The organism is Clostridium sp. UMB9555A (assembly GCF_030222355.1).
Classification (GTDB): domain Bacteria; phylum Bacillota; class Clostridia; order Clostridiales; family Clostridiaceae; genus Sarcina; species Sarcina perfringens.
In genome coordinates, this window is the sequence record NZ_JASORQ010000010.1 from 36077 (window position 1) to 50744 (window position 14668).

Annotated in this window: 13 protein-coding genes; 7 read left to right on the forward strand and 6 right to left on the reverse strand. The window is 29.0% G+C overall.

Translation table 11 applies throughout. The features are described from left to right. Positions 1-11 precede the first annotated feature (11 nt). From mnmE to rpmH, 6 genes are all read right to left on the reverse strand, one after another. Positions 12-1388, reverse strand: a complete 1377-nt coding sequence (gene mnmE / locus QP548_RS15455; protein WP_061429396.1) for a tRNA uridine-5-carboxymethylaminomethyl(34) synthesis GTPase MnmE — start codon at positions 1386-1388, stop codon at positions 12-14. Positions 1389-1729: 341 nt separating this feature from the next. Next, positions 1730-2353, reverse strand: a complete 624-nt coding sequence (jag, locus tag QP548_RS15460; RefSeq protein WP_061429397.1) for an RNA-binding cell elongation regulator Jag/EloR — start codon at positions 2351-2353, stop codon at positions 1730-1732. Between the two features lie 41 nt (positions 2354-2394). Then, on the reverse strand, positions 2395-3111 hold the full coding sequence (locus QP548_RS15465) for a membrane protein insertase YidC (RefSeq protein ID WP_003482579.1): 717 nt from the start codon (positions 3109-3111) through the stop codon (positions 2395-2397). Between the two features lie 33 nt (positions 3112-3144). Then, positions 3145-3354, reverse strand: coding sequence for a membrane protein insertion efficiency factor YidD (gene yidD / locus QP548_RS15470; RefSeq protein WP_003451050.1), 210 nt, complete (start codon positions 3352-3354; stop codon positions 3145-3147). Further along, positions 3326-3703, reverse strand: a complete 378-nt coding sequence (rnpA, locus tag QP548_RS15475; protein ID WP_061429398.1) for a ribonuclease P protein component — start codon at positions 3701-3703, stop codon at positions 3326-3328. Before rnpA ends, yidD begins: the two co-directional genes overlap by 29 nt. Before the next feature lie 60 nt (positions 3704-3763). Next, complete coding sequence (gene rpmH / locus QP548_RS15480; RefSeq protein WP_003451019.1) at positions 3764-3898, reverse strand: 50S ribosomal protein L34; 135 nt, start codon at positions 3896-3898, stop codon at positions 3764-3766. Positions 3899-4930: 1032 nt separating this feature from the next. Here rpmH and dnaA point away from each other — a divergent pair. The 7 genes from dnaA (at position 4931) to gyrA (ending at position 14139) form a co-directional block, all read left to right on the forward strand. After that, positions 4931-6304 (forward strand): chromosomal replication initiator protein DnaA, encoded by a 1374-nt coding sequence (gene dnaA, locus QP548_RS15485; protein ID WP_003451025.1) that lies wholly within the window; start codon positions 4931-4933, stop codon positions 6302-6304. Positions 6305-6598: 294 nt separating this feature from the next. After that, positions 6599-7699: a DNA polymerase III subunit beta gene (gene dnaN, locus QP548_RS15490; protein WP_061426017.1), complete on the forward strand. Its 1101-nt coding sequence runs from the start codon at positions 6599-6601 to the stop codon at positions 7697-7699. A gap of 124 nt (positions 7700-7823) precedes the next feature. Beyond that, positions 7824-8030 carry a S4 domain-containing protein YaaA gene (gene yaaA / locus QP548_RS15495; RefSeq protein ID WP_003466076.1) on the forward strand — a complete coding sequence of 69 codons (207 nt, stop codon included), beginning with the start codon at positions 7824-7826 and terminating at the stop codon, positions 8028-8030. Positions 8031-8085: 55 nt separating this feature from the next. After that, positions 8086-9171 (forward strand): DNA replication/repair protein RecF, encoded by a 1086-nt coding sequence (recF, locus tag QP548_RS15500; RefSeq protein ID WP_061426018.1) that lies wholly within the window; start codon positions 8086-8088, stop codon positions 9169-9171. A 13-nt stretch (positions 9172-9184) separates the two neighbouring features. Then, positions 9185-9445 carry an extracellular matrix regulator RemB gene (remB, locus tag QP548_RS15505; RefSeq protein ID WP_003451015.1) on the forward strand — a complete coding sequence of 87 codons (261 nt, stop codon included), beginning with the start codon at positions 9185-9187 and terminating at the stop codon, positions 9443-9445. Positions 9446-9681: 236 nt separating this feature from the next. Next, positions 9682-11598 carry a DNA topoisomerase (ATP-hydrolyzing) subunit B gene (gyrB, locus tag QP548_RS15510; RefSeq protein WP_081109923.1) on the forward strand — a complete coding sequence of 639 codons (1917 nt, stop codon included), beginning with the start codon at positions 9682-9684 and terminating at the stop codon, positions 11596-11598. A gap of 21 nt (positions 11599-11619) precedes the next feature. Then, a complete protein-coding gene (gyrA, locus tag QP548_RS15515) occupies positions 11620-14139 on the forward strand; it encodes a DNA gyrase subunit A (protein ID WP_061426019.1) in 2520 nt (839 codons plus the stop codon). The last annotated feature ends 529 nt before the right edge of the window (positions 14140-14668 follow it).

Genomic DNA, 14668 nt, shown 5'->3' on the forward strand with positions numbered 1-14668 from the left:
TCATCATTCTCCTATTTTCCACAACAAAATTCTGCAAATATTTTGTTTACTAAGTCTTCCTCTAGCTCTGCTCCAGTGATTTCCCCTAAGGCTCTTAAAGCAGATGTAACATAAATTGATACTAGATCTAAAAACTCATTATTATTAAGTCCATTTAATGCACCATCTAAGTTTTCAGAAGCTCTATATAAGGCCTCTTTATGTCTAGTATTAGTTACCATTACACTTTCAGCATCAATTGATCCATTAAAGAATAAATCTTTTATCTTTGATTTTAAATCATCTATACCAAAACCAGTTTTTGCAGATAGTTCTATTTTATTTTCTAAGTTATCCACAATTTCTGAGGATAACTTTCTATCTAAATCAACTTTATTTAAAAGTACTATGTATTTTCTATCTTTAATGTAATCAATGATTTCCTTGTCTTCATCATCTAGTTCTCTACTTGTATCTAACATTAGTATAACTAAATCAGCTTCATTGATTTTTTCTTTAGATTTTTCTACACCTATTTTCTCTACAACATCTTCAGTTTCTCTGATTCCTGCTGTATCTACTAGTCTAACAGGTATTCCATCTAAATTTATATATTCTTCTATTACGTCCCTTGTTGTTCCTGCTATATCAGTTACAATAGCTCTCTTTTCATTTAATAGAGCATTTAAAAGTGATGATTTTCCTACATTAGGCTTTCCTACTATAACCATGCTTAAACCATCTCTAATAAGTTTACCTTCATCAGCAGTATCAATTAAATTATTTACTTTACCTCTAAGAGTTATAACATCCTCTTTTACCTTAACTGGTATAGTTTCATCTGGTTCTTCGTCATCCTCTGTAAAGTCAACAGCATATTCAATTAGAGCTAATATATCTAAAGCCTCTTTTCTAAGATTGTTTATCTCAGTAGAAAGTCTTCCTTGACTTTGAGTCATAGCTGATTTCATTGAAAGTTCAGTCTTAGCAGTTATTATGTCCATAACCGCTTCTGCTTGGCTTAAATCTATTCTTCCATTTAAAAAGGCTCTTTTTGTAAATTCACCTGGCTCAGCAAGTCTTGCACCAGCTTTTATTACATTTTGTAGAACTTTATTAGTAGCTACAATACCACCATGACAGTTTATTTCTACTGTATCCTCAGCTGTAAAGCTTCTAGGACCTTTCATAAAACTAACTATAACTTCATCTATAATCTCATTATTTTCATCTATCATATGACCATATCTCATAGTATATGGTTTTATATCTAATAAATCTTTTCCGTTTATTCCTCTGAATATTTTATTTACAATCTCAAGAGCTTTATTTCCTGATACTCTAATTATAGCTATTCCACCTTCTCCTAATGCTGTAGCTATAGCAGCAATAGTATCGAATTCTTTCATAAGCTCCTCCTTTATAATGATATTCTCAAATTTGAACTAATATTGATTTTACCCAACAAAATAGAATAAGTCAAAATTTTAAATCATATTATTTATGGCAAAAAAATATGATTTTACTAAATTGTTTAATAGATTACTTACTTAAAAATACTATCCAATTAATTAAATCATATACTTGATAAAAAAATAAGGTGAAAATATAATATTTTCACCTTATTTTTTAAATTTATCAACAATTGTAGCCTTTGATATGACTACTTTTCTATAGTTACTAACAAGTTATCCACAATTTATCTACAGTTAATTGTGGATAAAAAAAGGAAAGCTTTAAGCTTTCCTTTTTATTTCTTTAATTCTACTACAACTCTTCTGTAAGGTTCTTCACCTTCACTAAAAGTTCTAACAAAATCATTATTCTGTAACTCTGAATGAATAACTCTTCTTTCATAAGGATTCATAGGTTCAAGCTTTAATATCTTACCTGACTTTCTAACCTTATAAGCTATTTTATTAGCTAATCTTTTAAGAGTTTCTTCTCTTTTTTGTCTATAATTCTCAGTGTCTAAAACCACTCTTTTGTACTTGTCTTCCTTAGCCTTATTAACAACTAAACTAGTTAAATATTGAAGTGAGTCTAAAGTTTCCCCCCTGTATCCTATGATGGCTCCCATCTTAGGTCCAGTAAGATTTATCTTTACTAGGTCTTTACTTTCTTCAATATTAATTTCAGCTTCTATATTCATGTTATCAAGAATATCACTTAAAAACTTTTTAGCCTCTAAGATTCTATCTCTTTTCATCTTAACTGAAATTTTAGCAGGCTTTGCACCAATTAGATTAAAGAAGCCTTTACTTCCTTCTTCTATAACAGTAACCTCTACTTTATCTTCTGTAGTGTTCAACTGTTCCAATGCGCTTTTTAAAGCTTCTTCAACAGTCTTTCCAGTAATCTCAATTGTATTCATACCCTTGTTTCACCACCTTAGAAAAGCAAAATAAATTCTTATTACTTAATATCTTTATATTGTTCTTTTTCCTTAGCTCTCTTTTTGCTAGGTAAAACAACTATGAAGTATGTTTGAACCATTTGAATTAGGTTACCTATTACCCAGTATAATACAAGCATTGATGGGAATTGTATTGACATTACACCCATCATACCAGCCATTACTATATTCATAGTATTCATATTCATTCCACCAGGTGCTCCCCCAGCTTGTGACTGAGTAAATTTTGTCATTAATAAAGATGATAAATATGTTGTTGCAGCTGATAATATTGGTAATATGAATGTTCTATCTGGAGCCCATAAATCTCCTAACCATAAGAATGATACACCCTTTAACTCACCTAATCCAGTGAATACATAGTATAATGCAAATAATATTGGCATTTGGATTAATAAAGGTAAACAACCACTCATTGGGTTTACATTATTCTCCTTATAAAGCTTCATCATTTCTTGTTGAGCTTTTTCAGGGTTATTTTTATATTTCTTCTGAAGTTTAGCTATTTCTGGCTGTATTTCTTGCATCTTTTGTTGAGATCTAGTTTGCTTTATATTTAGCGGTAATAATATTAATCTTACTAATAAAGTTAATAAGAAAATAGTTATTACGTATCCAGCACCTACACCAAAAATATCTAGTGAGGCAACAAAGCCGTGGATAGCTTGAAATATCATTGTGAATAAATTAGTTATCGGCTTTAAAATTGACTGCAATACATTACCCTCCTATATTTAAACCGTATATATTTATTTTACAGGATCATATCCACCCTTACAGAATGGATTACACCTTAATATTCTTCCTATACTCATAAATCCCCCTTTAAAAGCACCATATTTTTGTATTGCTTCTAGTGCATATTGAGAACAAGTTGGATAAAATCTACAACAAGGTCTCTTTAAAGGTGAAATATATTTTCTATAGAATTTAATCATTACTATGAACAATTTTTTCATTATCACGTAGACCTGCCTTTTTTATTAAATTATTCATGGCTTTCCCTACTTGCTTAAAATCCTTACCGTTTATAGCAACTCTAGCAATAAACACAAAGTCATAGCCTTCCTTAAGTTCACTAGAATTAAGTCTGTAATTTTCAAGTATAAGTCTTTTAACTCTACTTCTAACTACACTTTTTCCAACCTTCTTGCTAACTGAAACTCCTACCTTATTGAAACGTTCTCCATCCTTTGTAACATTTTTTCTGTTAGGATAAATATAAAGAACTAGTAGGTCATTAGCATAAGACTTTCCTCTTCTATAAACTGTTCTAAACTCATTGTTCTTTCTTAAACTTAGTAACATTTAAATTTGCTCTCCTTTTTTCTGCTTTTTAGTGCAGAAAAAGGCCACAAAATGCGGCCCTTATGCTGTTAATCTTTTTCTACCTTTTTGTCTTCTTCTCTTTAAAACATTTCTTCCAGATTTAGTTTTCATTCTCTTTCTGAAACCATGCTCTTTGCTTCTTTGTCTTTTTTTAGGTTGATATGTCATGAACATTTAAATACACCCCCTTCAACCAATATTTTATTCTAGTAAAAAGCTAAAAGCTTTTTTACTTATTCGCTAATTTAGGTTTTACTGTTTAATTATATCTTTCAAGTCGCCCTCTGTCAAGAAAATAACTCACTTAAAGATTTGTTACATCTACCTTATTTTCCTTTTTTAAATATATAAATAACAATTATTTATACATTAAAATTAAATCACTACATTAATAACTCTAAAAAATATATAAACTGTATTCTAATAAAACTATCTATTATTTTATCCACAATTTATTAAATTACTCATTTACTTAATTAATACTAATTACTTCAATAAAAAGTTTATTTAAATCTTAAAGATATACAATTACATATAATATATATCTGGATTAGTTCATTTATCATAAATAAACTTAACTTTATAACTTTAGTTATAAAGTTATCCACATATAAATAACAATATGTTATTAACTTTTTACCTTTATATTATCTCTTCCTCTTTTTACTCCCTAATTTATCCTTATTATATTTAAATATTGATTCTCTTAACTTCTATTATGTTAAAAATTCAAATTTCAAAAGATATTTTTCCTAATATGTACCTTTAAATTTTAATATTTTCACTTAACTTTAAATCTAAATAAGTTTTACACAAAATAAGTTATCAACAGCTGTTATTTTTGTGGATAACTTATTGAATCCAACTATACCTTTATGTTATCATATTAATGCATTGTGAATAACTTTATCTGATATAACAACTTATCCACACTTGTGAATAATCCTGTTGATAACTTGTATATTATTCTTATTATTTTTTATTTATAGTCTTTATAATCCTTTTATTTCAACGATTTTATATATTTTAAACTTTCAACAAGAACTGTGTATATTTCTTGTTGATAATTTTTTTATAATAAAATTTATCCACATTATCAACAGCCTGTTAATAATTTTATTCACAACATGTAAAGTAATAATCTAATATGTTAATTATATGTGCATAACTAAAAGTTAAAATCATTTTATGATTGGAGGATAGAAGATGGATGCCCAACTAAATAATCTCTGGGAACAAGCATTGAACATAATAAAAGGAGAAATTTCTGAAATCAGCTTTAACACTTGGATTAAAAGCTGTACTCCTATATCAATTTCAGATAATATCTTAAAACTTTCTGTTCCTAATGAATTCACTAAAGGGATTCTAGATACAAGATATAAAGACTTATTAATTCAAGCTTTAAAGATAGTTACATCTAGAAAGTTTAAAATAGAGTTCTATCTTGAGTCCGATTTAGAAGAAGAAAAAGAAAATGAGGAAAAGCAGAAAGAAGAGAAGAAAGAGAATACAAATGATGTCGATGGATCTATAGTTGTAAGTGATGAAATGTCAGCTACATTAAATCCTAAATATACTTTCCAATCCTTTGTAATAGGTAATAGTAACCGCTTTGCTCATGCAGCATCTCTAGCCGTTGCAGAATCACCAGCAAAAGCTTATAATCCATTATTTATCTATGGAGGAGTAGGACTTGGAAAAACTCACTTAATGCATGCAATAGGACATTATATTCTTCAAGAAAATCCTAAAGCAAAAGTAGTTTATGTATCATCTGAAAAATTCACTAATGAACTTATTAATGCTATTAAAGATGATAAGAATGAAGAGTTTAGAAATAAATATAGAAAAGTCGATGTTTTATTAATAGATGATATTCAATTCATAGCAGGTAAAGAACGTACTCAAGAAGAGTTCTTCCATACCTTTAATGCTCTACATGAAGAGAATAAACAAATTATACTATCATCAGATAGACCGCCTAAGGAAATTCCTACATTAGAAGATAGGTTAAGATCTAGATTTGAATGGGGTTTAATAGCAGATATTCAACCACCTGATTTCGAAACTAGAATGGCAATCCTAAAGAAAAAAGCTGATGTTGAAGGCTTAAATGTACCAAATGAAGTTATGGTATATATAGCTACTAAAATTAAATCAAATATAAGAGAATTAGAAGGCGCACTTATAAGAATAATAGCTTATTCCTCTCTAACTAATAGGGATGTAAGTGTTGATTTAGCTTCAGAAGCACTTAAAGATATAATATCTAATAAAGAAAGTGCTCCAGTTACAGTAAAAACTATTCAAGAATCCGTAGCAAATTATTATAATTTAAGAATAGAGGATTTAAAATCTCAAAGAAGAACTAGAAATATAGCTTATCCTCGTCAAATTGCTATGTATTTAAGTAGAAAACTTACAGATATGTCTTTACCTAAAATAGGTGAAGAATTTGGTGGAAGAGATCATACTACAGTAATTCATGCTTATGAAAAAATTTCTGAAAATTTAAAGACTGATGAAGGTCTACAAAGCATGATTAATGACATTACTAAAAAGCTTACTCAAAAGTAATTAACAAAGTACATAATAACTGTATATTATCTGTGGATAACCTGTGAATTATTATGTTTATTATTTTTTGCCTGTTATTTTATTGTGGATAATTGTTCACAGTAATCTACAGGTTATCCACAAGCAAAAAATCCCTGTAAGCCTTGGTATACAAAGGTGTCCAGGTTTTATCCACAAATCCACAGGTACTATTACTATTATTATTATATTTATTATCTATTAATATATCTATTATGCAAAAATTCACACTGTGTATAACTTATGTGAATAAGTCCTAAAAGGAGGGTTTTTATTTTGATATTTACATGTGACAAAAATAAATTACAAGAATCTATAGCTATAGCTCAAAAAGCTATAACTGGAAAATCAACAATGCCTATTTTAGAAGGTCTATACATAGAAGCTTCTGAGAACATAGTAACTATAATAGGATCAGATAAAGATGTTAGTATAGAAACTAAATTTAAAGCTGATGTTACTGAACCAGGGAAGTTAGTTGTTGATGCTAAAATATTTGGAGAGATAATAAGAAAGTTACCTAACGATAAAATTAAAATAGAAACAGTATCAGAAGAAGCTATAAGAATAACTTGTCAAAAATCTGTATTTGATTTATTACATATGAATGCAGAAGATTTTCCAAGCTTACCTAAGATAAACGAGAACATGATATTCTCAATAAACCAAGGAATTCTTAAAAATATGATAAAAGGAACTTCTTTTGCCATAGCTCAAGATGAAACTAGACCTATTCTTCAAGGTATATTATTCGAAATTAAGGACTCTAAATTAAACTTAGTAGCTTTAGATGGATATAGATTAGCAATAAGAACAGAGAATATAGATACTAACAATACAATTAATGCTGTTATACCAGGAAAGACACTTAACGAAGTGGCTAAGATATTAGAAGATTCAGAGGAAATAGTCAACATAACATTTACTCCAAATCACATATTATTTAATATGGGAGATACAAAAGTTATTTCTAGATTGCTAGAAGGTGAATTCATAAAGTATGATGCCTTATTACCAAAAGAACATAAGTTACAAATTGAAGTTGATAAACAAACTCTTCAAAATGGTATTGAAAGAGCATCTCTTATGGCTAAGGAAGGAAATAGTAACTTAGTTAAGTTTGATATAACTGATGAAAATATAGTAATCACATCTAATTCTCAATTAGGAAAAGTTAGAGAAGAGGTTACTATTAAATTGCAAGGAGATGAAATTCAAATTGCATTTAACTCAAAATACTTACTAGATGTTTTAAAAAATATGGAAGAGGACAAAATAGAATTAAGAATGACAAGTAGCATATCTCCATGTATTATAAGAAATAAGAACAATGATTTATGTGAGTATTTAGTTCTACCTGTTAGAATAGCAAGATAATTTAAATTAGATTTTTATAACTATGGTGAGTTTAGTATTGCTAAACTCACCATAGACTATTTTTTATTTTATTTTTTGAAAGGAGAAACAATGTAATTTTTAAATATACATTGTGTGTATAATTATGCAAGAGGTAAAAATTAATACAGAGTTTATAAAGTTAGATTCATTTTTAAAATGGTGTGGAGCAGTTAGTTTAGGATCAGAAGCTAAAATGTTCATAATGAACGGAGAAGTTTTAGTAAATGGTGAAGTATGCACTCAAAGAGGAAAAAAATTAAGAGTTGATGATACTGTAGAGTTCAATGGGGAAATTTATAAGTTAATTTAAAGATACATAGCCTAAAGAACATAAGAATATGGTATAATTAAATATAGGTGTTTTTATGTATATAAAAAGTTTGCAATTAATTAATTATAGAAATTATGAAAATTTATCAATTAAGCTTTGTCCTAATGTAAATGTCTTTATAGGTGATAATGCGCAAGGTAAAACCAATGTAATAGAAGCTATATATTATTGTGGATTTGCTAAGTCACACAGAACTAATAGAGACAAGGAGCTAATAGAGTGGAATAAGGACAGAGCTTTTATAAGGTTAGATGTTCATAAGGATAGATTAGACAAAATCATAGATGTGAATATTTTAAAAGACGGAAAAAAAGCTATTAGCATAAATTCAATAAAGATAAGCAAAATTGAAGAATTAATTGGAACATTTAACGTAGTTATGTTCTCTCCAGAAGATTTAAAAATAGTAAAAGAATCTCCTGGAATAAGAAGAAGATTTATTGATATGGAACTTAGCCAATTAAATAAAAGGTATTATCATAATTTAGTTCAATATAATAAAGTCTTACATGAAAGAAATTTAGTTTTAAAGAATAAAAATATAAATGAGGAAATGTTAGACATATATGATATACAATTGGCTCAATATGGAGAGAATATTATAAAGACTAGATTAAAATATATAGAACAGTTAAACAAATATTCTAAAGAAATTCATAAAGAGATAACTTCAGGAAAAGAAGAAATTGAATTTAAATATATTTCCACAGTAAAAGATTTAGATAATATTAAAGATTCTATGATAAAACTATTAGAACAAAATAGAAAAAAGGATATAGATAAAAGAGCTACATCTATAGGTCCACATAGAGATGATTTTAATATATATTTAAATAATATAGATGCAAAGATTTATGGTTCACAAGGTCAGCAAAGAACTAGTGTATTAACAATAAAATTTGCATCTTTAAAAATAATAAAAGAAATAACTGGTGAATATCCTGTGTTATTATTAGATGATGTATTGTCAGAATTAGACTTTAATAGAAAAAGATATGTTTTAACATCAATAAAAAATATACAAACGGTAATAACATGTACGGGAATAGAAGATCTAACCAGTTATTTAGATGAAAACTCAAAAGTATTTAGAGTTATAAATGGACGTATTCAATGTTAAAGGAGGAGTATTTGTGTTTTTACACTTAGGAGAGAATGTAGTAGTTCCAGTTAAAGATGTTATAGGAATATTCGATATACAAACTGCTATGTATAGTTCAGATACTATACAATTCTTAAGAATGGCTGAAGAGGATGGCTTTGTTGAAAGAATTACAGATGAAAAGCCAAAATCTTTTGTTATAGCTGAGATAGATAAAATGAGTAAGGTATATCTTTCACCTATTTCATCATCTACATTAACAAAGCGTACAGATATTAATTATAATCCTTAAATTTTTGAATTAAGATAAATTTGAGGTTATTACTAAAGATTTATTTTTAAAAGATTTTATAAAAATAGGATTGCCACATTTATTTTGGGAAGGGTTAACCCATAGCCTTTAAATTAATAGCTCTTAAATAATGTTTACATTAAGTGTGAGGATTGAAGGAATTTCGACTAAGTTGTTTGAGATTATTCACGGAAGACCCTATAAAAGGTAAATTGCTGCTATATAGGAGGAGTTATATGTTGGAGCAAAACAATCAAAATTATGATGCAAGTCAGATTCAAGTCTTAGAGGGACTAGAAGCTGTAAGAAAAAGACCAGGAATGTACATTGGTAGTACTAGTTCAAGAGGTCTTCATCATTTAGTTTACGAAATTGTTGATAACAGTATTGATGAAGCATTAGCTGGATACTGTAAAAATATAAAAGTATACATACACAAGGATAATTCAATTACTGTAGTTGATGACGGAAGAGGTATGCCAGTAGGAATTCATCCAAAGATGGGAAAACCAACAGTAGAAGTTATAATGACAGTTCTACATGCTGGAGGTAAATTCGGAGGAGGCGGATACAAAGTATCTGGTGGATTACATGGTGTTGGTGCATCTGTAGTTAATGCTCTTTCAGAATTATGCGAAGTAATTGTAACAAGAGGTGGATATATTTGGAAACAGTCTTATAAAAGAGGGGCTGTGCTTACAGGTTTAGAGAAAATAGGAGAAGCTGAAGGTAGTGGAACTAAAGTTCACTTTAAGCCTGACCATGAAATATTCGAAGAAACTGAATATGATTTTGAAATTTTATCACAAAGACTTAGAGAGTTAGCTTTCTTAAATAAGGGAATAAACATAACTCTTATTGATGAAAGAGAAGATGAAGTTAAAGAAGAAGTATATCACTATGAAGGTGGTATAAAATCTTTTGTAAGTTATCTAAACAGAAATAAAGAGGTTTTACATGATGAACCAATTTATGTAGAAGGTCTTAAAGATGGAATTGCTGTAGAAGTTTCTTTACAATACCATGATGGTTTCAATGAAAATATCTTTACTTTTGCTAATAATATAGACACTGTTGAAGGTGGTACTCACCTAGCAGGATTTAAAACTGCTTTAACAAGAGTAATGAATGATTATGGTAGAAGATTTGGTCACCTAAAGGAATCAGATAAGAACTTATCAGGAGATGACATAAGAGAAGGTTTAACTGCTGTTGTTTCTGTTAAAATATCTGAGCCACAATTTGAAGGGCAAACTAAAACTAAATTAGGAAATAGTGAAGCTAGAAGTGCTGTTGATTCAATTTCAGGAGAAGGAATTTCTACTTTCTTAGAAGAAAATCCTGAAGTTGGTAAAATCATAATAGAAAAAGCTTTATTAGCATCAAGAGCTAGAGAAGCTGCAAGAAGAGCTAGAGAACTTACAAGAAAATCTGTACTTGAAAGAAGTTCATTACCAGGTAAGCTTGCTGATTGTTCATCAAAAGATCCAAAGGAATGTGAAATTTACATAGTTGAGGGAGACTCAGCTGGTGGATCTGCAAAGCAAGGAAGAGATAGAAAATTCCAAGCTATATTACCTTTAAGAGGTAAAATAATGAACGTAGAAAAGCAAAGATTAGATAAAATCTTAGGTTCAGATACTATAAGATCAATGGTAACTGCAATTGGAGCTGGTATAGGACCTGAGTTTGATATAGAAAAAATAAGATATAATAGAATAATAATCATGACTGATGCTGACGTTGATGGTGCTCACATAAGAACTCTATTATTAACATTCTTCTATAGATATATGAGAGACTTAGTTGAGCAAGGACACGTTTATATAGCGCAACCACCACTATATAAAATTTCTAAAGGAAAACAAGAGAGATATGCATACTCAGATGCTGCTGCAGATGAAATAATAGAAGAGTTTGGTGGAAAGGATAGTAGTGTAAATGTTCAAAGATACAAAGGTCTTGGAGAAATGAACGCAGGACAACTTTGGGAAACTACTATGGATCCAGAATCAAGAATATTATTAAGAGCAGACATTGAGGATGCTATGGTAGCTGATGAGATATTTACAATTCTTATGGGCGATAAAGTAGAGCCAAGAAGAGAATTTATTCAGAAGAATGCTAAAAATGTTAGCAATTTAGATATATAGTACTAATATGAGGTGAAGTACATGAGCTTAAATGAGGGAAAAGTAATACCCATAGATATAAATAAAGAAATGAAAAAGTGCTACATAGATTATGCTATGAGCGTTATTGTTGGTAGAGCATTACCAGATGTTAGAGATGGTTTAAAACCAGTTCACAGAAGAATTTTATATTCAATGCAAGAATTAGGACTATATCCTGAAAGAGGATATAGAAAATGTGCCAGAATAGTTGGGGAAGTTTTAGGTAAATACCACCCACATGGTGATTCATCAGTTTATGATGCATTAGTTAGAATGGCACAGGATTTCTCTTTAAGATATATGCTTGTTGACGGACATGGTAACTTTGGTTCTGTTGATGGAGACTCAGCAGCGGCAATGAGATATACAGAGGCTAAAATGAATAAAATAGCTTCTGAAATGCTTAGAGATATTAATAAAAATACAGTTGATTTCACTCCAAACTTTGATGGTGAGGAAAAAGAACCAGTTGTATTACCTTCAAGATATCCTAACCTTTTAGTTAATGGTTCATCAGGTATAGCTGTTGGTATGGCTACTAATATACCACCACATAACTTAGGTGAGGTAATTGATGGAACTATAGCTCTTATAGACAATCCAGAATTAACAAGCTTAGAATTAATGACATACATTAAAGGACCAGATTTCCCTACAGCAGGAATAATAATGGGTAAATCAGGAATAAGAGCTGCTTATGAAACTGGAAAAGGTAGAATAGTAGTAAGAGCTAAAGCTGAAATTGAAGAGGAAAATGGAAGACATAAAATAATAGTAACTGAACTTCCATACCAAGTTAATAAGGCTAAGCTTATAGAATATATTGCAGATCTTGTTAAGGACAAAAAGATTACTGGAATATCAGATTTAAGAGATGAATCTGATAGAGAAGGTATGAGAATAGTTATAGAACTTAAGAGAGATGCAAATCCAAATGTTACATTAAACCTTTTATATAAACATACAAAGATGCAAGACACATTTGGAGTTATAATGCTTGCTTTAGTTGATAATCAACCACAAATATTAAACTTAAAGCAAGTTTTAGTTCACTATATAAACTTCCAAAAGGATGTTATAACTAGAAGAACTCAATTTGAGCTTAATAAAGCTAAAGAGAGAGCTCACATATTAGAAGGATTAATAATAGCCCTTGATAATATTGATGAGGTTATAAACATCATAAGAAGTTCTAAGACTTCAGAAATAGCTAAAAACACACTTATTGAAAGATTTAGTTTAAGTGAAAAGCAAGCTGCTGCAATCTTAGAAATGAGACTTAGAAGACTTACTGGTCTTGAAAGAGATAAGATTGAAAATGAGTATAATGAGCTTATGAAGTTAATAGATTACTTAAATGCAATTTTAGCTAGTGAGGAAAGATTATTAGAGGTTATAAAAGAAGAGCTTCTAGAAATAAAATCTAAGTACTCAGATGAAAGAAGAACTCAAATAGAAAAACAAGAAAATGAAATAGATATAGAAGATTTAATACAAGAAGAGGATGTTGTAATAACTCTTACTCACACTGGATATATTAAGAGAATATCTTCAGATGTTTACTCAGCTCAAAAGAGAGGTGGTAAGGGAATACAAGCAATGACAACAAAAGAAGATGACTTTGTTGAAAATGTACTTGTAACATCAACACACTCAAACTTATTATTCTTCACAACTAAGGGTAAGGTTTATAAGATAAAGGCTTATGAGGTACCAGACGCAGGAAGAACTGCTAAGGGAACAAATCTTGTGAATATATTACCATTAGAAGCAGATGAAAAAATACAAACTGTTCTTTCATTTAAGGATGTTCAAGAAGATGGATACTTATTTATGGGAACTAAACTAGGAATAGTTAAGAAAACACCATTAAAAGACTTTAAGAACATAAGAAAGAATGGATTAATAGCATTAAACCTTAGAGAAGGTGATGAGCTTCTAAGAGCTAAAATAACATACGGAGACGCAGATATTATATTTGTAACTCAAGACGGTAATGCCATAAGATTTAATGAAACAGATGTTAGACCTATGGGTAGAACTGCATCTGGAGTTAAAGCTATAAGCTTAAGAGAAGGCGACGTTGCTGTTTGTATGGATATAGCTGTAGAAGACGAAAAATTATTAGTTGTCAGCGAAAATGGTTATGGTAAGAGAACTAACCTAGATGAATATAAAGTTCAAAATAGAGGTGGAATAGGTCTTATAACATATAAAGTATCTGATAAAACTGGTAAAGTAGTTGGTGCTACTGTATGTAAAGAAGATGATGAGCTTATGCTTATAAATAACCAAGGGGTAGCTATAAGAATAAATGTAAGTGATATTTCAGTTACAAGTAGATCTGCAATGGGAGTTAAACTTATGAGAACTCTAGAAGATGAAGCTGTTGTAACTATTGCTAAAATCTCTGGAGACACTAATGAAGAGGAAGAAGAAATAACTTTATTAGATGAATCAGAAGATACAAATATAATTGTAGAAGAAGTAGCTACTGAAGTTAAGGATGAAGAAAACTAATAATTTTTAATGAAACTCTGGTGCTTTTAGCATCAGAGTTTTTTTATTTCTTAAATTTTTCTATTAAAATTCATATTTTTTAAGTTAAATAATAAAATATAAATAAAAATTAACTAGATTAAAAAGAGTTTTATTAGACATATTATTATATTAAAATATCTAAAAATACTTACGAATAGCAAATAAATAGTATAAATACAATATAAACTTTACCAAGTGTATCAATAATTAAATTTTAGAGAAAAATAAAGAAATTAAGAGAAAATATAATATAATTTTATAATATAGAGTGTAAAATAAATGATTATGTAACCTTATGTGATAAGATATTACTTGTCGCTGACGAACAGCAACAAAACAAAAAACAAAACTTAGCAAATAAGTTAAAAAAGTTTTTTGAAGAAAAATGTTGACAAAGTTCGAAAGAGATGTTAAACTAAAGAAGTCGCTTGAGGGCGATAACGAAATGGTCTTTGAAAATTAAACAGAAGATATTAACATAAACCAGCAATTCTTTTATAAGTAATAT